Here is an 18,759-nt window from a genome sequence, read left to right as displayed (position 1 = left end):
AAAGTATAATCGTAGCTTGGCACATCCATTGTCACGAAAAAATAAGAGATAGAACATGTTTACGGCGTCAACACACACTTGCACAAGAAGACAGACGGGCTCTTTTAAGCTGAGCATCCTCATTGCTGTCGGACTTATTTTGGCTGGCTTGTTTGCCTATCAAACCATGAGCGGCAAGCAAGCTGCACCAAAATTAGACTATACCAATATTCAAGGTAAGAAAATTGGCCAGCAAGCTTTGCATGGAAAAGTGTACATGGTTAATTTTTGGGCGACATCATGTGCGACCTGCATTAAAGAGATGCCGCATATGATAGCTAGTTATGAAAAATTTCGTGCTCAGGGCTTAGAGTTTGTTGCCGTAGCAATGAGTTACGATCCACCTAATTATGTACTCAATTTTACGGAAACCAGGCAATTACCTTTTCATGTGGTGCTTGATCTGGAAGGGAAAATTGCGCAAGCATTTGGTGATGTCAGATTAACGCCGACGACCTTCCTTATTGATAAACAAGGAAATATTATCAAGCGTTATGTTGGCGAACCTTCTTTTGATGAGTTAAATCAATTACTTGCCAAAGAACTGGCGAAAACTTGAATGGCATTTCTACATTGATTCTGTTCGTCGACATTTCGCTTCACAAACCATCTCGCCTTTCGATTAGCAATCAAAGTGCAATCAATAAGCAATTAAGAAGCAATAAATAAGTAACAAGACCCAAAAAAGTCTATTGAAAATCTGTTCTAAATTAAAAAAAATTGTTCGAACGAATCCACAATTTCGCATAGTTTTGCTAATTATTTAGGCAGCTTTTCAGGTAGAATAGCGCTTCCCCGAAATTCCTCTGACTCCCCCAAGGTTTTAACATCGTGCAAATTGGCTCCTATCAGCTGAAGAATAATATTTTTGTCGCGCCTATGGCAGGTGTGACGGATAGACCGTTTCGCCAATTATGCAAAGACTTGGGCGCTGGTTATGCGGTATCCGAAATGGCTGCTTCGAACCCTAAATTATGGGAAACCGAAAAGTCCACACGCCGCACTAATCACGAAGGTGAAATAGAACCGAAAGCGGTGCAGATCGCTGGAGCTGATCCTAAGATGTTGGCTGAATGTGCTAAATACAATGTCGATAAAGGCGCACAAATTATCGATATTAATATGGGCTGCCCAGTGAAAAAAGTTTGCAACGCCTGGTGTGGTTCGGCCTTATTGCAAGATGAAAAATTAGTCGGTGAAATTCTTGATGCAGTGGTGTCTGCGGTTGATGTCCCTGTTACTTTGAAATTCCGTACAGGCTGGGATAGAGCGAATAAAAATGCATTGCAGATAGCGCGTATCGCGGAATCTGCTGGCATCGCGATGTTGACCTTGCATGGCCGCACACGTGCCGATGGCTATAAAGGCGCAGCTGAATACGACACGATCGCCGCGGTCAAAACGCAAGTCAACATTCCCGTAGTTGCCAATGGCGACATTACGACACCAGAGAAAGCTAAGTACGTGTTGGAAGTGACGGGGGCAGATGCGATTATGGTTGGGCGCGCTGCACAAGGCAGACCGTGGATATTTCGTGAAATCGAGCACTATTTGAAAACAGGTACTTATTTACCAGCGCCATTGGTGTCGGAAGTTAGCGCTTTGTTGGATCGCCATTTGCGCGAACATTATGCGTTTTATGGCGAGTTCATGGGCGTGCGTACCGCACGCAAACACATAGGTTGGTATGTGGAAGATTTAATTGATGGCGAAGCCTTTCGTCAACAAATGAATAAGTTGGAAACTTGTGAGGAGCAATTGGCCGCGGTCAAAATGTTTTTTGATAGCCGGCCGACAGAACGGTTACAATACCGCCCCTCCGAGATAAACACGAACGACGAGCTGGCTCAGGCATTGGCTGCTTGATGTCGTTTTGTCGCTCTTGTTGGCACGATTTTGTGCGATTTAGTACGATTTTGGTGGAAGTTTTATTTAGTTTAACCCTTGAATTCCCGGTAGTTTTTAAGCGAGGAATTCATTAATAAGAAGAAAATTCAGTATGAGTAAAGAAAGCATTCAAGAAGCCGTCCATAAAAATCTGGAAAAATATTTCCGCGATTTAGGTGAACAACCCGCTTCAAATATTTACGATATGGTGGTGTTAGCGGTTGAAAAACCGATGTTAGAAATGGTCATGACACGCACCGATAGCAATCAATCTCAGGCTGCAGATATGCTCGGTATTAATCGCAATACTTTGCGCAAAAAGTTGCAGCAGCACGGTCTTCTTTAATTTTTAATTATCTCTCTTTATTATGATCAAACAAGCTCTCCTGTCCGTCTCGGACAAAACTGGTGTTCTCGAATTTGCACGCGAACTCAATGCTATGGGCATCAAACTTTTGTCCACGGGCGGTACTGCAAAACTCTTAGCTGACAATGGATTGCCAGTCACTGAAGTAGCCGATTACACAGGTTTCCCAGAGATGCTAGATGGTCGTGTGAAGACTTTGCATCCTAAAGTGCACGGCGGGATTTTGGCGCGCCGCGATTTTCCTGAACATCAGGCTGCTTTAGAAAAACACGGCATTCCAACGATTGATATGGTGGTGGTGAATCTTTACCCATTCCAGGCAACGGTCGCGAAAGTCGAATGCTCTTTGGAAGATGCGATTGAAAATATCGATATCGGCGGTCCGACGATGCTGCGTTCTTCTGCTAAAAATCATAAAGACGTGTTGGTGATTTGCGATCCTAGTGATTACGCAACGGTCTTGGCAGAAATGAAGGCTGGCAATAATGTTGTCTCTTACGACACCAAATTTATGCTCGCGAAAAAAGTCTTCGCGCACACCGCACAATACGACGGCGCGATTACCAATTACCTGACTAGTTTAGGTGAAGATAAAGCACACACTACACGTAGTGCTTATCCACAAACTTTGAATATGCATTTCGAAAAAGTGCAAGAAATGCGTTACGGTGAAAACCCACATCAATCGGCTTCTTTCTACCGCGATTTGGCACCAGTCGCGGGTGCATTGGCGAACTACACGCAATTGCAAGGTAAAGAACTGTCGTACAACAATATCGCTGACGCAGATGCAGCGTGGGAATGCGTGAAGTCTTTTGACACGGGCGCTTGTGTGATCGTCAAACATGCGAATCCATGCGGCGTGGCAATCGGTGCGACAGCATTGGAAGCCTATAGCAAAGCTTTGCAAACAGATCCTACTTCAGCCTTCGGTGGCATTATCGCTTTCAACACTGTATGTGATGGCGCAGCAGCAGAAGCTGTTGCAAAACAATTCGTTGAAGTCTTGATCGCACCGTCGTTCACAGCCGAAGCGAAACAAATTTTCGCGGCAAAACAAAACGTACGCTTGTTGGAAATTCCTTTGGGTTCTGGTGTCAATCAATACGACGTAAAACGTGTAGGTGGTGGCTTGTTAGTTCAGGCACCTGATGCTAAAAACGTTTTGCCAGCAGATGTACGCGTAGTCAGTAAATTGCAACCAACCCCACAACAAATGGCCGACATGATGTTCGCATGGCGCGTGGCTAAATACGTCAAATCGAATGCGATTGTCTTCTGCGGCAATGGCATGACTTTAGGTGTAGGCGCAGGTCAAATGAGTCGTATTGATTCTGCACGCATCGCTTCGATCAAAGCACAAAACGCTGGTTTGACTTTGCAAGGTTCTGCTGTTGCTTCAGACGCTTTCTTCCCGTTCCGCGATGGCCTCGACGTCGTGGTCGATGCAGGCGCAACTTGCGTGATTCATCCAGGTGGTTCTATGCGTGATCAAGAAGTGATTGATGCTGCGGATGAGCGTGGTGTGGTGATGTTGTACACCGGTGTGCGTCACTTCCGTCATTAAAAGAATACGCCCATAATCAAATTCTCGGGCGCATTTCAGCGTTGCAAATGCTCGCAATACCAACGTATTGCTCCGCTTTGCGCCTTGAACTGCATCCCGATAATTTAATTCTAGGCGCATCCTTTCCTTTCTATTCTCGCCAGTGATCGTAATGGCACCTTGTATGTTGGTGTGACGAGCGATTTAGTTCTGCGAATTTTCCAACACAAAAACAAGTTTGTACCAAGCTTTACTGAAAAGTATGGTGTGGACAAACTTGTTTGGTTTGAGGCTTGCGATTCGATTGAAGCTGCCATTGTGCGTGAAAAGCAAATTAAGAAGTGGAAACGGGAGTGGAAGATTAATTTGATAGAGGCGATGAATCCTTATTGGAATGATTTGTATGGTTCGATTTTGTAGTGTTTATCCAACCCCAGTTCATTGCTCTTGTTGAACCAACGCCACTGGGCTCCTGCCTTCGCAGGAGCGACGGTAAATAGTTTGCTGTTTTTTTTGTGTGGAAAATGGAGCTGCGAATATAGAGTTCAACTCGGCACTTATCGACCGTCATTCCTGCGAAGGCAGGAATCTAGCGGCGTTCGTTGAGCGACACAAAAAGTAATTACGGATCAGAATCCCAACACGCGAACACACAAGACCTGCGTATAATTTAGCAATAAATTCATACACAGAAAACAAACACCAATGAAAATCCTAGGCATAGACCCCGGCTTACGCACCACAGGTTTTGGTGTCATCCATAAGCAGGGCAGTAAGCTCACTTACATCGCCTCAGGTACGATCAAAACGGTCGAGGGCACTTTGCCTGAACGCCTGAAAACTATCCTCTCCGGCGTCACAGAAATCATTCAAACCTACCAACCTGATTGCGCTGCAATTGAGAAGGTATTCGTCAACGTCAATCCTCAATCCACTCTATTACTTGGTCAGGCCAGAGGCGCGGCGATTTGTGCTTTGGTGCAAGCCGAACTTAGTGTTGCTGAATATACTGCGCTGCAAGTTAAGCAAGGTGTGGTTGGTCACGGTAAAGCCAAAAAAGAACAAGTACAGGATATGGTGCAGCGGCTGTTGTCTTTGTCTGGCACGCCTAGTAGTGATGCTGCCGATGCGCTTGGCGTGGCGATTTGTCATGCGCATAGTGGGGATACTTTGAAAACGCTTGGGGCTATTGCGCCTGAGCTGGCCAAGAAGGGCTTGCGCGTGCGGGCGGGTAGGTTGATTGGGTAGTTTTTGTAATTAACTTTGGAATTAGATTTCATTTTCGGCACTTTCATCCTTCACAGGTTGATAGTGGCCCGATAGGTTGGAAAATAGACCAAAGAAAGTAAGCAAAGAAAGGAAGTGGCCGCCGGGCCACACATGGCTAGCAAACATCGAGTCATTATCAAGCGTTCAATTCGAGTGCGAAACAACTCTTACAAAAAACAAGCCCCCCACAAGCCCCCAAGAATAGTTTACCATTACTGTTTATTTATACAGTACGAAAGCCCAGCATGATAGGTCGTATCGCCGGAACCCTCATCGAAAAGAACCCACCGCAAATCATGGTCGATTGCCAAGGCGTCGGCTACGAGATTGATGTGCCTATGAGCACTTTCTATAATTTGCCCGCGCTGGGTGAGAAGGTGGCGCTTCTGACGCATCTGGCGATTCGTGAAGACGCGCATGTCTTGTTTGGCTTCGGTACAGCCGAAGAGCGTACAACCTTTAAACAATTAATCAAAATCAGCGGCGTCGGTGCGCGTACTGCCTTGTCGATTTTGTCGGGTATGTCAGTGGCTGATCTGGCGCAGGCGATTACTTTACAGGAAGCGGGGCGTTTAACGCGCGTGCCTGGCATTGGTAAGAAAACTGCAGAGCGTTTATTGCTAGAACTCAAAGGCAAACTGGGGGCAGATCTCGGTGCCGCTGGCCTTGCTGCAGCCGCTGGCGATCATAGTTCAGATATATTGAACGCCTTATTGGCTCTCGGCTATTCAGATAAAGAAGCTTTGGCTGCCTTGAAGTTGGTACCTGCTGGATCGGGTGTTTCGGATGGGATCAAAGCTGCACTCAAAGCTTTGTCTAAGAGTTAAACGCGAATAGAAAAACATGAGCATACAAACCGACAATCTCTCTACGCAATTCGTGGATACCCGCATCATCGCGGCGACACCGTCTTCACCTAACGAAGAAGCGATAGAGCGTGCCTTACGTCCTAAGCAACTGGATGAATATGTAGGTCAAGAGAAGATCCGTGACCAGCTCGAAATCTTTATAGGCGCGGCACGTCAGCGTAAAGAGGCACTCGATCACACCTTATTGTTTGGCCCGCCGGGTTTAGGTAAAACGACCTTGGCGCACATCATTGCGCGGGAGATGGGCGTGAATTTACGTCAGACTTCGGGGCCTGTGTTGGAGCGTGCAGGTGATCTTGCGGCATTGCTCACGAATTTGGAGGCGAATGATGTTTTGTTTATTGATGAGATCCACCGCCTCTCGCCTGTTGTTGAAGAGATTTTGTATCCAGCTTTAGAAGACTATCAAATTGATATCATGATAGGCGAGGGGCCTGCAGCGCGTTCTGTGAAGCTCGATTTGCAACCATTCACGCTGGTCGGTGCGACTACCCGTGCCGGGATGTTGACGAATCCTTTGCGCGATCGTTTTGGTATCGTGGCACGTTTGGAATTTTATACTTCAGAAGAGCTGAGTCGCATCGTCACGCGTTCTGCATCGCTACTACAAGTGCCGATTAAGGACGATGGCGCCTTCGAAATCGCCAAACGCGCACGTGGCACTCCGCGAATTGCGAATCGCCTGCTGCGGCGTGTGCGCGATTATGTGCAGGTCAAAGGCAATGGCGAAATCACTAAGCCGATGGCGGATGCTGCATTGAAGATGCTGGATGTTGATGCGGTTGGATTCGATTTGATGGATAGAAAACTACTCGAAGCTATTTTATTTAAATTTGGCGGCGGCCCAGTTGGCTTAGATAATGTCGCCGCGGCAATTGGCGAAGAGCGCGATACGATAGAAGATGTGTTGGAGCCCTATCTGATACAACAAGGTTATTTACAACGTACACCCCGTGGTCGTATCGCTACCGCCAGCGCTTATGAGCATTTCGGCTTGACTGCGCCGCGCACCAATCCGAATGGGGATTTGTGGGGAGCTTAATTTTTTCTATATTGTGAGCTTTGAATACGTATTTTCCGTGTTTGGCTTGTTCTAAATTTCATACGCCGTATTAAATTTGATACGGCAAGCAAAAAAGCTCTCCTCCTATAGGGAGAAGTTTATTTTCGCTATCTGCATTCTTTTTGATTGTATTTATTTCGATACAGTCTATTCTGTTAAAATTCACCCAGAATTCGCTAAGTCTTTGATTTAAGTGCTGTAGTGCGATGCTAGCTTGCATGGCACGGCGATTGCTAGTAGGGCTTACGCAAAATTGTTCCAGCTAGGCGCATCACTGCAGACAGTACGACTGTACGGCAAGGTGATGCAACAACGCGGGACTATTTTGCGTAAGCTCTACAATGAAAAGCAGGTTTAGTTTGACAGAGGTCATTATGCAACAAGAAGCTGGGCGCGCTGGCGCTCTTCTCACTATCGATTTAAAAGCCTTACGGGCGAATTATCGTTTTTTACAATCTCGCCTTGGCACTGCGCTGTGCGGTGCAGCGGTTAAAGCCGATGCTTATGGCTTGGGCGCCATTCCTGTTTCTAAAGCTTTGGTGGCGGAAGGTTGTCGTCATTTGTTTGTAGCGCAATTGGAAGAAGCCATTAGCCTGCGTGCGCACATCGCGCGTGATGTGGCGATTTACGTCATGCATGGCTCACCTGTGGGTTATGAAGCCGAATTTATTGAATATGGCTGTACGCCTGTACTTAATTCTCTGCAGCAAATTACAGCCTGGCGTAATTTGGCTAAGGAGCGCATGATTGCCTTGCCTGCGATTATACAAATCGATACTGGTATGGCGCGCATGGGTTTGTCGCAAGCGGAATTGCGTACTTGGCTGAATGATTTTTCTATCACCGAAGGCATAGACTTGCGCTACGTGATGAGCCATTTGGCTTGCGCAGAAGATCAGCTTGATCCTATGAATCAAATGCAACTCGCCGCTTTCAAAAACTTGCTCGCGCAATTGCGTCAGCAATATCCCGATGTGAAAGCCAGTTTCGCGAATTCTTCGGGTATTTTTCTTGGACCAGAATTCCATTTTGACTTAGCCCGTCCGGGTGCTGCCTTATACGGCGTCGCGCCAGTCGCTGGTCAAGAGAGCCCCATGCAATCAGTGGTTCAACTGCAAGGCCGGATTATTCAAACACGCGAAATTCCTATGGGCGCTTCGGTCGGTTATAGCAAGACTTGGCGCGCTACTCAGCCGTCTCGTATTGCGACTGTGTCAGTAGGTTATGCCGATGGTTGGTTGCGCAGCTTAAGTAACTGCGGTGTCGCGCATATCGCTGGTGTTGAAGCACCTATGGTCGGGAATGTATCTATGGATACGATTACTTTAAATGTCAGCCACGTTGACCCACAACTTTTGTATCCCGGAGCGCTGGTCGATTTGATCTGTCCGGACAATACTGTCGATCAGGTAGCGAAACAGGCCGGCACGATAGGTTATGAAATTCTGACCAGCCTAGGCCCGCGTTATCAACGACATTACGTTGATTAGTCGATTGATCTGTGAGTAGCAGAGACGCAGCGAGCGCAGAGTTTTTTTGGAAAAAATGAACTCCGCGCCTCTGCGGCAAAAAAGAATTTTTAGTGTTAACGCATAAGAGTATTCAGACATTTTATTGGGAAATAATATGAAAATAGTGATCTTGGGAGCAGGTGTTATTGGTACATCCACTGCCTACTATCTGGCCAAAGCTGGGCATGAAGTCACAGTGATTGAGCGTCAAAACGGTGCGGCTTTAGAAACTAGTTTTGCGAATGCAGGTGAAGTCTCTCCTGGTTACTCGGCACCTTGGGCTGGCCCTGGCGTACCGATGAAAGCGATTAAATGGTTGATGATGGAGCATAGTCCATTAGCGATACGTCCAAGTACCGATCCTGCCATGTGGCGCTGGGTCTTTCAGATGTTAATGAATTGTACGACTAAGCGTTATGAGATCAATAAAGGTCGTATGTTGCGCATGGCGCAGTACAGCCGCGATGTGTTGCAGCAACTGCGTGAAGATACCGGCATTGCTTACGATCAGCGTACGCAAGGTACTTTGCAATTATTCCGTAATCAACAGCAACTTGATGGCTCGCAAGCAGACATTGATATTCTTAAACGCTATGGCGTACCTTTTGAATCTTTAAGCGGTGATGAATGTTTACGCGTTGAGCCCGCATTAAAAAACGTGCGCGAAAAATTCGTTGGTGCCCTGCGTTTGCCTGGTGATGAAACCGGTGACTGTTTTAAATTCACGCAAAATTTGGCGAAGTTGGCCGAGGAACTAGGCGTGAAATTTGAATACGGCGTAAGCATAGAACGCGTGATCGCAGAAGGTGATCATGTGAAGAGTGTGCAAACTTCCAAAGGCAATTTCACCGCAGATAAATTTGTCTTAGCGCTCGGTAGTTATTCCCCGATTATGTTGCGCGAACTCGGTATCAAAATTCCTGTGTACCCGATCAAAGGCTATTCGATCACCGTGCCGATTACTGATGCGACAGGCGCGCCTGAATCGACTGTGATGGACGAAACTTATAAAGTCGCGATTACGCGTTTAGGTGATCGTATTCGGGTTGGTGGTACCGCCGAGATCACTGGTTACGATTTGCGTTTGCGTGAGTCACGTCGCAAAACTCTCGTACATTCCGTGACGGATTTATTCCCGCATGGTGGCGATGTGAGTAAGGCCGAATTCTGGACCGGCTTGCGCCCGATGACACCGGACGGCACACCGATTATCGGCCCTACGCCGTATCGTAATTTGTTCTTGAATACCGGTCATGGCACTTTAGGTTGGACGATGTCTTGTGGTTCTGGTCAATTCTTGGCAGATCTGATTTCCGACAAAAAACCAGCGATTTCCACTGAAGGTTTGTACATGGATCGTTACGGCAGTGTGAATCGTCCGATTGCGATTTAAGATGAAACTTAAAACCCTTCAACGCCGAGACGCTGAGACGCTGAGGAAAATCTTAAGAGAGAGGTTTTCTCTGTTTTTGATGTTCTCCGCGCCTCTGCGTTGAGGGGTTTTAGCTTTTTTAAGTGAAACCTGTAACAAGAAAGTTTAACAATGCGCGTCAATATTCCCTTTGAAGATCGAGTCGGTATCGCCCACGAGATTCTCGCGGTATTGGCACGTCAGGGCTTGAATGTGCAGGCGGTGGAAGTTGATCCGCCAAATATCTATATTGATATTCCTGAATTAAAACAAAGTATGCTGGCTAGCTTGCAGGCCGACTGTGATCAAGTCGATGGTGTAGGTACGATAGAAGTCGTCGATATCTTGCCTGGCATGCGGCGTAGCTTGAATCTCGACACCATCATGGCGGTGATGGAAGATCCAGTGCTGGCAATTGATGCTCTGGGCCGTATCGTGATTGCTAATGCAGCTGCTGCTGAGGTAGCGCGTTGCAGCGAAAAAGAACTGTGCCAAAAATCGCTCTATCAAGTGCTGCAAGACAGCACTATCCAACACGAATTGATCGCCAATGAGTTTTGCGCACCGACGCGTGAAGTCTTGTTGAATGGCGAACCTTTCTTGATGGATGTGACACCTGTGTTTGAGCCGCTCTCGGCGGGCACAGCCAGCGATGGCATGGCGGTTGGTGCCTTGCTAACCTTGACTGCACCGAAACGCATAGGCGAGCGTTTGCATGCGATTTCGCGAGCTGAAATTGGCGGCTTTGAAGCCATCATTGGTGATTCGGAACAAATTCGGGTTTTGAAAAAACGTGCCGCACGGGTCGCGGTGGTGGATGCACCTCTATTGATCACTGGGGAAACGGGCACTGGGAAAGAATTGCTGGCACAAGCTTGTCACGGTGTTAGCGCACGCAGCAATGCACCGTTTCTGGAATTGAATTGTGCCGCTTTGCCTGAGAGTCTGGCTGAGAGCGAATTGTTCGGCTATATGGCGGGCGCATTTACTGGAGCGAATCGTGGCGGCAAGCCTGGTTTATTTGAAATGGCGGATGGTGGTACCGTATTTCTAGATGAAGTCGGTGAGATGTCTTTGTATTTACAAGCCAAGTTACTGCGCTTTTTGAACGACGGTAAGTTCCGTCGGATTGGCGGTGACAAAGAAATTCAAGTTGACGTGCGCATCATCAGTGCTACCCATAGAAACCTGCGAAAAATGGTGCAGGATGGTAGCTTCCGCGAAGATTTGTTTTATCGCCTGAACGTCTTACACCTAGAAATGCCGCCTTTGCGCGAGCGTTCGGACGATATTTTGCTGCTGGCTCGACATTTCATTGAGCGCGCTTGCACTCAGGCGCAAAAGCCGGTCTCTCGATTGAATCAGGCGGCCACTATCGCGATGTTGAACAATCGCTGGCCAGGTAATGTAAGGCAATTGCAAAATGTCGTATTTCGTGCGATTACGATGTCAGATCAACGCGTACTAGATGCGGCCGATCTGGATTGGGCAGAAGATTCTATGCAAGGTGAGTCGGTGGTTTTTGAGGAAGCTGACACGTGGGAGGCGTCAGTCAGTCAATTCGAAACAGCCTTGCTGACTAAGCTGTACCAAGAATTTCCATCAAGCCGCAAACTAGCCGCGCGCCTCGACACTTCTCATTCCATGATTGCCGCTAAATTACGCAAGCATGGAATACCCAAAAAATAGCATGCGTTTTTGAGAGGCTTAGTTCAGATTACCTAAGTCGGGGTTTTCTGGATCTTCCGGTAAATTGACCGCAGGAATCGTGTATTTTTCTTCCGCCCAAGCACCCAGATCAATTTGTTTGCAACGATCTGAGCAAAATGGGCGATAGGTGTTTTCAGGAACCCAAGTAACTTTAGCCCCGCACGTGGGGCAGGAAACGACAGTAGCCATGTTGTGAATAAATTAGAAGTTACACAGAGTCAGATCAAAAGGCACATCGCCTTCGTATGGTTTCGGTTTCATATCGCCATCTTGCGACATGATACGTATCCATAGCATGTACTTATTCGCTGAAATTTCAGGAATCGCACCTAAGCCTTGATCAATCGATACGCGTAATAATTGATATACCTTACCCTGCAACATTTGTTGGTAGCTGCCAGCTTGTGCGATGACTTTGCTGGTGCTGCCGGATTCGCGTAACAAGCGTAATACTACGCCTATCGCATCAAATAGTGGTGCAATTGGTGCGAACCAAGTCGTGATGTCGGCAAAGCGTTTTTCTGCCGGGAGCTTTTTCCAAGCGTGATAACTAGGTAAATCAAACTCACAAGCGCCACCAGGAATAATCGTGCGACCACGTATGCTCATCAACCATTCGTTGTCACGTATATGTTGCCCGGTTTTACCGGTCGATCCCATTAAATTGCCGCTGGCGCGTTCGACGTCGCTGATCACTTGATCTAGCATGTCAGCTTGCACATTCGGATTTGACTTAAAGCCTATCAAGGTGTTTTTCTGTCTGTCCAATTCTTGTAACAGATCAGATTTTAAGTCAGCGCGGCCTGCCACTTCGAGCATCTCAAAAATGGTAGCGATAGCGACGTGATGTTGCAGTGGATCAGACTGGTGCAAGAAAAACGAAAACTTTTCGTACAGGTCTTCTAACCGCAATAACGTGCGAATACGCTCGTTGAAAGGGTATTCGTAAACAATCAAAATAAATTCCCTGTAAATATGGTGCTAATGCAGTGCGCAATAAGTTTCACGTGATTCTGAACCAAGCTGAGGAAAATTACAAACATTGCGTGCGTTTGTTTAGGCTTGCGCGCACATTTGTAGGTATTTTTGATGCAGTAGTTCGACTTGCTGTTTCACTTGCGCTAATTCTTGTGCAGAATTGATGACATCATCTGCGTGTTGTAAACGTATTTCGCGCGTGACTTGTGCGCGCATGATACTGCAAACTTGTTCGCGACTAAATTGATTACGTTGCATGACACGTGTAATTTGGGTTTCTTCGTCACAGTCAATGACCAGAACTCGATTGATGCGTTGCAGCCAAGTGCCAGATTCGATTAACAAGGGAACGACAAAGACGATATATTTTCCTTGCGCCGTCTGTGCTGCATCCTCACAAGCTTGGCGAATTTGTGGATGCAGGATACTTTCGAGAAGTTGCTTGGCAGTCTGATCGGTAAATACATGCGTGCGCATTTTTTGTCGATCCATAGAGCCATCTGCGTTAATGAATTCAGCACCAAATGCATGGCGTATCGCAGGAATTGCTGCGCCACCTGGCGCGGTTAAACTATGCGCGATTAGATCGGTATCTATCACACTGGCACCTAATGCTGCCAACAAATTGGCAACAGTCGTTTTGCCACTACCGATGCCACCAGTTAATCCTATGCTTAAAGTTTTATCCGCAATGCGTCCAGATGGAGATATAGGCATAGGAGTAACTGACATTGCATGAACCGAAACTTAGTAAAACAAGCCTAAATATTGGTTATTGATGGTATGTCCCCACAGCAAGGCGATTAAGCCTGCGATCGCTAGGTAAGGGCCAAACGGAATCGGTTTACCCTTGCCGAGCCGACCAATTAACATCATAGAAATACCGATGAGCGCGCCGACAGCAGAAGATAATAATATGATGAGTGGAAGCATGCTCCATCCCATCCAGGCACCGAGTGCTGCTAGCAACTTAAAGTCACCGTAGCCCATGCCTTCTTTGCCAGTAACGAGTTTGAAAATCCAATAGACAGACCATAAGGATAGATAGCCAGCAACAGCGCCAATCACGGCGTTATCTAGGGAGCTAAAGGTGTCATGCAGATTTACTAGCAGACCTAGCCACAGTAGGCTGAGTGTTAAGTCATCCGGGAGTAATTGTGTATCTGCATCGATAAAAGTCATAGCGACCAATAGCCATACAAAAACTACCGCAGCCATTCCGGCAATACCGCTACCAAAATGCCAAATCATGTAAGCACTGAGTAAGCCCGTCAGCGCTTCGATGATAGGGTAGCGAATGGAAATGGGGGCTTTGCAACCACGGCATTTGCCACCTATCATCAGGTAACTGATTACTGGAATGTTTTCGAGGGCGCTGATTTGATGATTGCAGTGCGGACAGGCAGAGCGCGGCACGATCAGATTATATCGACTGCTGTGGACTGGTCCTTTGCCCGTTTCACTAGCAACATAGTTGTCGGATTCTCTTTGCATCATGATCGGTAGTCTATGAATGACGACATTCAAGAAACTACCGATTAATAATCCTAATATTGCAAAAAAAGTTGTGCTGAGGAGATTTGCCGGAGCTGTAAAAAAAAATAGTTCTAGCATTACACCACCGAGCCGAGCTTGAAAATTGGCAAGTACATAGCGACGACCAAGCCACCAATGATAACCCCCAAAATTGCCATAATCAGTGGTTCCATTAAGGAAGATAGGTTAGCAACCGCTTCGTCAACTTCTTCTTCATAAAAATCTGCAACCTTACCCAACATGCCATCTAATGCACCAGATTCTTCGCCGATTGCAACCATTTGTGTCACCATGGTTGGAAATACTCCTGCGTTTTGCATCGCGACCGTTAGACTGGTACCGGTCGTGACCTCAGTTTGAATTTTGATCGTAGCATCAAGATAAACTGCATTGCCAGAAGCGCCGCCAACTGAATCGAGTGCTTCGACTAAAGGAACACCCGCAGCAAACATGGTGGCCAAAGTACGGGTCCAACGTGCGATTGTCGCCTTCCGAATGACTTCGCCGAAAATTGGTGCTTGCAGCAATAGTCTATCCATGAAGCGTTGCATTTCTAATGAGCGTTGCCAAGATTGGAAAAAGAAATACAGGGCGCCAAAAATACCGCCAAAGATAAGGTACCAGTTAGCTACAACAAAATCAGAAATTGCCATAACCACCAAAGTCGGTGCTGGTAAATCGGCACCAAAACTTTTGAAGACTTCTTTAAAGGCAGGCACCACCCAAATCATGATGACGGCGGTGACGATAAACGCGATAGATAAAATCGCAATCGGATAGGTCAGTGCTGATTTGATTTTAGCCTTGATTGCCAAAGTCTTTTCTTTGTAGATGGCTAGGCGAGTTAATAGGTCTTCCAAAATACCTGCTTGTTCGCCAGCGCCCACGAGATTACAAAAGAGCGGATCGAAATAAAGCGGATATTTGCGAAATGCCTGATTTAAGCTAGTGCCCGTCTCGATATCGGCACGAATGTCCAACAACAGTTTTGAAACCGATGGATTTGCATGTCCTTTACCCACAATATCGAAAGACTGCAACAGGGGGACACCCGCCTTCATCATCGTGGCTAATTGACGGGTAAATAAAGTGATGTCTTTGTCGGTAATTTTTTTACCTGAGCTATAACTTTTCTTCTTAACTTTGGTAACTAAGATGCCCTGGCGACGCAAAGTCGCACTGACAATGGCTTCACCGCCGGCACGCAACTCACCTTTGACGTTTTTACCTTGTTTATCTTTACCTTCCCAGGAATATAAATGTTCTTTGATCTGTGAAGGTTTTGTACTTTTAGTTGCTGGCGTTGCCATCTCCGGGTCCTTGTATTTTTATTCGTTGGTACAGCCAAGTACTTCTTCTAAGCTCGTCAGTCCCTGACGCACTTTTTGTAAGCCTGAACGGCGTAATCCTTTTACGCCCTCAGCTTCGGATTGTTTGCGAATTTCAAGTCCAGTACCATTTGCCAGAATAATTTTTTCAATTTCTTCTGTAATCGGCATAATCTGGTAAATACCAACACGCCCCTTATAGCCAGAGCCATTGCAGCGCTCGCAGCCAATCGGGCCATATGCTTTCCAAGTACCGTCAAGCTCTTCTTCCAGGAAACCCGCCTGCAACAAAACTTCGTCTAAGATTTCAACTGGTTTTTTGCAAGTGCAGAGGCGACGAGTCAAGCGTTGTGCGGTGATCAAAATCACCGACGATGCAATATTAAATGGTGCGACACCCATATTCATCAGACGCGTCAGAGTCGATGGCGCATCATTCGTATGCAAGGTTGAAAACACCATGTGACCGGTTTGCGCAGCTTTAATTGCGATGTCCGCCGTTTCGAGATCGCGAATCTCACCGACCATGATGATGTCTGGATCTTGACGTAAGAAAGATTTCAGCGCAACGGGGAAAGTTAAGCCCGCTCTGTCGTTGATATTGACTTGATTCACGCCGGGTAAGTTAATTTCAGCTGGGTCCTCGGCGGTAGAAATATTGATGCCGGGCTTGTTAATGACATTCAAGCAGGTATACAAGGAAACGGTCTTCCCTGAACCCGTTGGCCCCGTCACTAGCACCATGCCGTAAGGTCGCTGAATAGCGTCCATCAAAATTTCTTTTTGATCTGGATCATAACCAAGTGCATCGATACCCATTTGCGCTTGTGAACCATCCAAAATACGCATAACAATTTTCTCACCAAATAAGGTCGGTAAGGTGCTCACCCGGAAATCAATTGCTTTGGTCGGGGATATGACTAATTTCATGCGACCATCTTGTGGCACGCGTTTCTCGGAAATATCGAGTTTGGAGATAACTTTGATCCGCGAAACCAGCTTGTCTTTGATTGCCAATGGAGGTTGGGCAATTTCCCGCAATTCGCCATCAACACGGAAGCGAATTCTGTAAAACTTTTCAAATGGTTCAAAGTGAAGATCGGATGCGCCCATATTAATCGCATCAACCAACATTTTTTGTAGGAACTTAACGACCGGAGCATCATCAATTTCGGCCGCCTGTGTATCGGCAACACCAGAATTGAGATCTTCTTCTTTGAATTCTATGTCGAAATCATCACCAGCCAGATCGGCGATCGATTGTTCGGATGATTTGCTGAGTTTTTCAACGAGTTTTTGTAGTAAATCGTGTTGCACAATCACGATATCGACACTCAACCCAGTCTGAAATTTGATTTGATCGATTGCTATCGTATTCGTTGGATCTGAAATACCTATCGATACTTTATTGCCTTTTTTGGAGAGGGCAATTACGCGTTGCGTCACCATCATCTTGGCATCGATGATTTTTTCCGGCAGCATGCCCTCGTCAAATACACTCAAGTCCAGTTGAGGGTAGCCAAAGGTTTCTGAGCAAAAGGTGGCCAAGTCGCGCGCATTGATCGCACCATTTTGTAGCAATGCATCAAGAAAGTGATTTTTCTCGATCTGTACTTTCTTTTGGATCGCGTCAAGTTGTGCCGTTGACACTAAATTTGCTTGTGCTAATGCACGAGCTAAGCCCGAAGCTGGTGGTGCGGAAGCAGAATTTGGTGGGACAGCTGACATAGTTTATGAGTGAATATAGAAGCTAAAAATGGTTGCTTTGTGATAATGCAACTAAGTAAGACTTTTGTAAACAGGCATCTTACTATCAGGACACATATTGGATGATTGCTTATGTTGTCTTTTGGCGGTATTTGATGCTCTTTCGCTTGGAAAAATAGCTAATTGTGATTTTCTATTTTGAATGTCAGCAATTCGTTGTGCTGAAATAAGCAGATCATTTGCCGAAAGGTGTCGCGTATATACGAAAATTCTGCAAGAAATTAGCAATTCCGATTTGATGTAGTTCTGGCAGAAGAGGTGGATTACAGCCGACAAGGGGACAGACATGTGCCGGCTGCGATTGTGTTGATAGTGAAATTAATGATTGCGATTTACAGCGAGGAACGCTAAATCCATCAATGCTTGCTTGAACGGTGATGGTGCCAGTTCTTCAATGGCTTGTGCAGCTCGTGCGGCAGCTTTGTCTGCTTCAGCTTTTGTATAAGCTAAGGCGCCAGACTGCGTAATTGCGCTCAAAATAGCGTCAAACTTTGACTCATCCCCTTCTTCGATACAAGCTTTCACCAGCGCTTGCTCTGCTGGATTGCCATTTTTCATCAGATAAATCAAAGGTAATGTCGGTTTGCCTTCGCGTAAGTCGTCGCCCACATTTTTGCCGATTTCTTCCGCTTTGCCTGAATAATCGAGCACGTCATCGATTAGCTGGAAAGCTGTGCCTAGAGATCGCCCATACTCGCCTGCTGCTGCGATTTGTGTTGGAGTTGCGCCACTGATTAAGGCACCGATTTCTGCTGCTGCTTCGAATAACTTGGCGGTTTTGCAGCGGATCACTTCGAGATAGCGTTCTTCCGTTACGTCGGGATCATGCATATTCAGCAGTTGTAAAACCTCACCTTCCGCAATGACATTCGTTGCATCTGCCAAAATTTGCATGATCTGCATACTGTTGATAGAGACCATCATTTGAAACGCACGTGAGTACAAGAAATCACCCACCAGAACTGAGGCTGCATTGCCAAACAAGGCGTTGGCTGTTTGGCGGCCACGTCGCATGGAAGACTCATCCACCACGTCGTCGTGCAGTAAGGTCGCAGTGTGAATAAATTCTACAATTGCAGCTAAATCGTAATGATATTTACCTTGATAGCCATAAGCATTCGCCATGAGCAGCACCAGTACAGGGCGAATTCGCTTACCGCCAGCATTGATAATGTATTCAGAAATCTGGCTCACCAGCGCGACATCAGAATGCAATTGTTGACGAATGACCAGATTAACCGCATCCATTTCGGGTGCGATTAATTGATTGATAGAGTGTTGGTTAGGCGTGGCAGACAAGAGTGTATCCCGCAAGAAAGCAAAATTAAAAGGTGGCGTGATTATACGATGTTAGTGTGCGATGCCAGAGAGCGGCCGCATAAAAAGCTAGGTTTTAGCTTTGATTTATGATGAATCTTCTGCTTTTTTATTCCGCATTTGTCAGATCAGGCGTGAAAATGACATGGGCAAGTCATAGA

Annotated in this window: 18 protein-coding genes; 11 read left to right on the top strand and 7 right to left on the bottom strand. The window is 46.5% G+C overall.

The genetic code is table 11. The annotated features are described in order from the left end of the window. The first annotated feature begins 166 nt into the window (after positions 1-166). From H8K55_RS06700 to H8K55_RS06650, 11 genes are all read left to right on the top strand, one after another. Positions 167-598: a TlpA family protein disulfide reductase gene (locus tag H8K55_RS06700; RefSeq protein WP_408057956.1), complete on the top strand. Its 432-nt coding sequence runs from the start codon at positions 167-169 to the stop codon at positions 596-598. A gap of 272 nt (positions 599-870) precedes the next feature. Next, a complete protein-coding gene (gene dusB / locus H8K55_RS06695) occupies positions 871-1,905 on the top strand; it encodes a tRNA dihydrouridine synthase DusB (RefSeq protein ID WP_186941303.1) in 1,035 nt (344 codons plus the stop codon). A 133-nt stretch (positions 1,906-2,038) separates the two neighbouring features. Next, positions 2,039-2,272 carry a helix-turn-helix domain-containing protein gene (locus H8K55_RS06690; protein ID WP_186892113.1) on the top strand — a complete coding sequence of 78 codons (234 nt, stop codon included), beginning with the start codon at positions 2,039-2,041 and terminating at the stop codon, positions 2,270-2,272. 22 nt (positions 2,273-2,294) lie between these two features. Continuing rightward, positions 2,295-3,860 (top strand): bifunctional phosphoribosylaminoimidazolecarboxamide formyltransferase/IMP cyclohydrolase, encoded by a 1,566-nt coding sequence (gene purH / locus H8K55_RS06685; protein WP_186941302.1) that lies wholly within the window; start codon positions 2,295-2,297, stop codon positions 3,858-3,860. Between the two features lie 132 nt (positions 3,861-3,992). After that, the gene (locus H8K55_RS06680; RefSeq protein ID WP_186941433.1) at positions 3,993-4,259 is read left to right on the top strand and encodes a GIY-YIG nuclease family protein; all 267 of its coding nucleotides are present in this window, start codon (positions 3,993-3,995) and stop codon (positions 4,257-4,259) included. Positions 4,260-4,544: 285 nt separating this feature from the next. After that, a complete protein-coding gene (gene ruvC / locus H8K55_RS06675; RefSeq protein WP_186941301.1) occupies positions 4,545-5,087 on the top strand; it encodes a crossover junction endodeoxyribonuclease RuvC in 543 nt (180 codons plus the stop codon). A gap of 266 nt (positions 5,088-5,353) precedes the next feature. Continuing rightward, complete coding sequence (gene ruvA, locus H8K55_RS06670; RefSeq protein WP_186941300.1) at positions 5,354-5,935, top strand: Holliday junction branch migration protein RuvA; 582 nt, start codon at positions 5,354-5,356, stop codon at positions 5,933-5,935. A 16-nt stretch (positions 5,936-5,951) separates the two neighbouring features. Beyond that, entirely contained in the window at positions 5,952-7,019 is a 1,068-nt protein-coding gene (gene ruvB, locus H8K55_RS06665; protein ID WP_186941299.1) for a Holliday junction branch migration DNA helicase RuvB, read from the top strand. 395 nt (positions 7,020-7,414) lie between these two features. Next, positions 7,415-8,530, top strand: a complete 1,116-nt coding sequence (gene alr, locus H8K55_RS06660; protein ID WP_186941298.1) for an alanine racemase — start codon at positions 7,415-7,417, stop codon at positions 8,528-8,530. A gap of 136 nt (positions 8,531-8,666) precedes the next feature. Then, on the top strand, positions 8,667-9,944 hold the full coding sequence (locus tag H8K55_RS06655; RefSeq protein WP_186941297.1) for a D-amino acid dehydrogenase: 1,278 nt from the start codon (positions 8,667-8,669) through the stop codon (positions 9,942-9,944). Positions 9,945-10,094: 150 nt separating this feature from the next. Next, positions 10,095-11,651, top strand: a complete 1,557-nt coding sequence (locus H8K55_RS06650; RefSeq protein WP_186941296.1) for a sigma-54-dependent transcriptional regulator — start codon at positions 10,095-10,097, stop codon at positions 11,649-11,651. A gap of 18 nt (positions 11,652-11,669) precedes the next feature. On the opposite strand, the gene H8K55_RS06645 is transcribed toward H8K55_RS06650, so the two are convergent. The 7 genes from H8K55_RS06645 to ispB form a co-directional block, all read right to left on the bottom strand. Further along, a complete protein-coding gene (locus H8K55_RS06645; protein ID WP_186941295.1) occupies positions 11,670-11,861 on the bottom strand; it encodes a DNA gyrase inhibitor YacG in 192 nt (63 codons plus the stop codon). A gap of 12 nt (positions 11,862-11,873) precedes the next feature. Beyond that, the gene (gene zapD, locus H8K55_RS06640; RefSeq protein WP_186941294.1) at positions 11,874-12,629 is read right to left on the bottom strand and encodes a cell division protein ZapD; all 756 of its coding nucleotides are present in this window, start codon (positions 12,627-12,629) and stop codon (positions 11,874-11,876) included. Between the two features lie 99 nt (positions 12,630-12,728). After that, positions 12,729-13,382, bottom strand: coding sequence for a dephospho-CoA kinase (coaE, locus tag H8K55_RS06635; RefSeq protein ID WP_230408510.1), 654 nt, complete (start codon positions 13,380-13,382; stop codon positions 12,729-12,731). A gap of 15 nt (positions 13,383-13,397) precedes the next feature. Continuing rightward, the gene (locus H8K55_RS06630) at positions 13,398-14,264 is read right to left on the bottom strand and encodes a prepilin peptidase (protein ID WP_186941292.1); all 867 of its coding nucleotides are present in this window, start codon (positions 14,262-14,264) and stop codon (positions 13,398-13,400) included. Then, positions 14,264-15,496: a type II secretion system F family protein gene (locus H8K55_RS06625; protein ID WP_186941291.1), complete on the bottom strand. Its 1,233-nt coding sequence runs from the start codon at positions 15,494-15,496 to the stop codon at positions 14,264-14,266. The genes H8K55_RS06630 and H8K55_RS06625 overlap by 1 nt, the downstream gene beginning before the upstream one ends. Before the next feature lie 18 nt (positions 15,497-15,514). After that, positions 15,515-17,242: a type IV-A pilus assembly ATPase PilB gene (gene pilB, locus H8K55_RS06620; protein ID WP_186941290.1), complete on the bottom strand. Its 1,728-nt coding sequence runs from the start codon at positions 17,240-17,242 to the stop codon at positions 15,515-15,517. Between the two features lie 357 nt (positions 17,243-17,599). Continuing rightward, positions 17,600-18,580 carry an octaprenyl diphosphate synthase gene (gene ispB, locus H8K55_RS06615; protein ID WP_186941289.1) on the bottom strand — a complete coding sequence of 327 codons (981 nt, stop codon included), beginning with the start codon at positions 18,578-18,580 and terminating at the stop codon, positions 17,600-17,602. Positions 18,581-18,759: the final 179 nt, after the last annotated feature.

The organism is Affinundibacterium flavidum (assembly GCF_014284175.1).
Taxonomy (GTDB): Bacteria; Pseudomonadota; Gammaproteobacteria; order Burkholderiales; family Burkholderiaceae_D; genus Undibacterium; species Undibacterium flavidum.
This window is presented reverse-complemented; position numbering and strand designations above follow the sequence as displayed.

Bases quoted from the DNA above. Each gene is read 5' to 3' on its own strand.
- H8K55_RS06700 (WP_408057956.1), top strand. From the start codon at position 167: ATGAGCGGCAAGCAAGCTGCACCAAAATTAGACTATACCAATATTCAA.
- H8K55_RS06690 (WP_186892113.1), top strand. From the start codon at position 2,039: ATGAGTAAAGAAAGCATTCAAGAAGCCGTCCATAAAAATCTGGAAAAA.
- purH (WP_186941302.1), top strand. From the start codon at position 2,295: ATGATCAAACAAGCTCTCCTGTCCGTCTCGGACAAAACTGGTGTTCTC.
- ruvC (WP_186941301.1), top strand. From the start codon at position 4,545: ATGAAAATCCTAGGCATAGACCCCGGCTTACGCACCACAGGTTTTGGT.
- ruvA (WP_186941300.1), top strand. From the start codon at position 5,354: ATGATAGGTCGTATCGCCGGAACCCTCATCGAAAAGAACCCACCGCAA.
- ruvB (WP_186941299.1), top strand. From the start codon at position 5,952: ATGAGCATACAAACCGACAATCTCTCTACGCAATTCGTGGATACCCGC.
- alr (WP_186941298.1), top strand. From the start codon at position 7,415: ATGCAACAAGAAGCTGGGCGCGCTGGCGCTCTTCTCACTATCGATTTA.
- H8K55_RS06655 (WP_186941297.1), top strand. From the start codon at position 8,667: ATGAAAATAGTGATCTTGGGAGCAGGTGTTATTGGTACATCCACTGCC.
- H8K55_RS06650 (WP_186941296.1), top strand. From the start codon at position 10,095: ATGCGCGTCAATATTCCCTTTGAAGATCGAGTCGGTATCGCCCACGAG.
- H8K55_RS06645 (WP_186941295.1), bottom strand. From the start codon at position 11,861: ATGGCTACTGTCGTTTCCTGCCCCACGTGCGGGGCTAAAGTTACTTGG.
- coaE (WP_230408510.1), bottom strand. From the start codon at position 13,382: ATGTCAGTTACTCCTATGCCTATATCTCCATCTGGACGCATTGCGGAT.
- H8K55_RS06630 (WP_186941292.1), bottom strand. From the start codon at position 14,264: ATGCTAGAACTATTTTTTTTTACAGCTCCGGCAAATCTCCTCAGCACA.
- H8K55_RS06625 (WP_186941291.1), bottom strand. From the start codon at position 15,496: ATGGCAACGCCAGCAACTAAAAGTACAAAACCTTCACAGATCAAAGAA.
- pilB (WP_186941290.1), bottom strand. From the start codon at position 17,242: ATGTCAGCTGTCCCACCAAATTCTGCTTCCGCACCACCAGCTTCGGGC.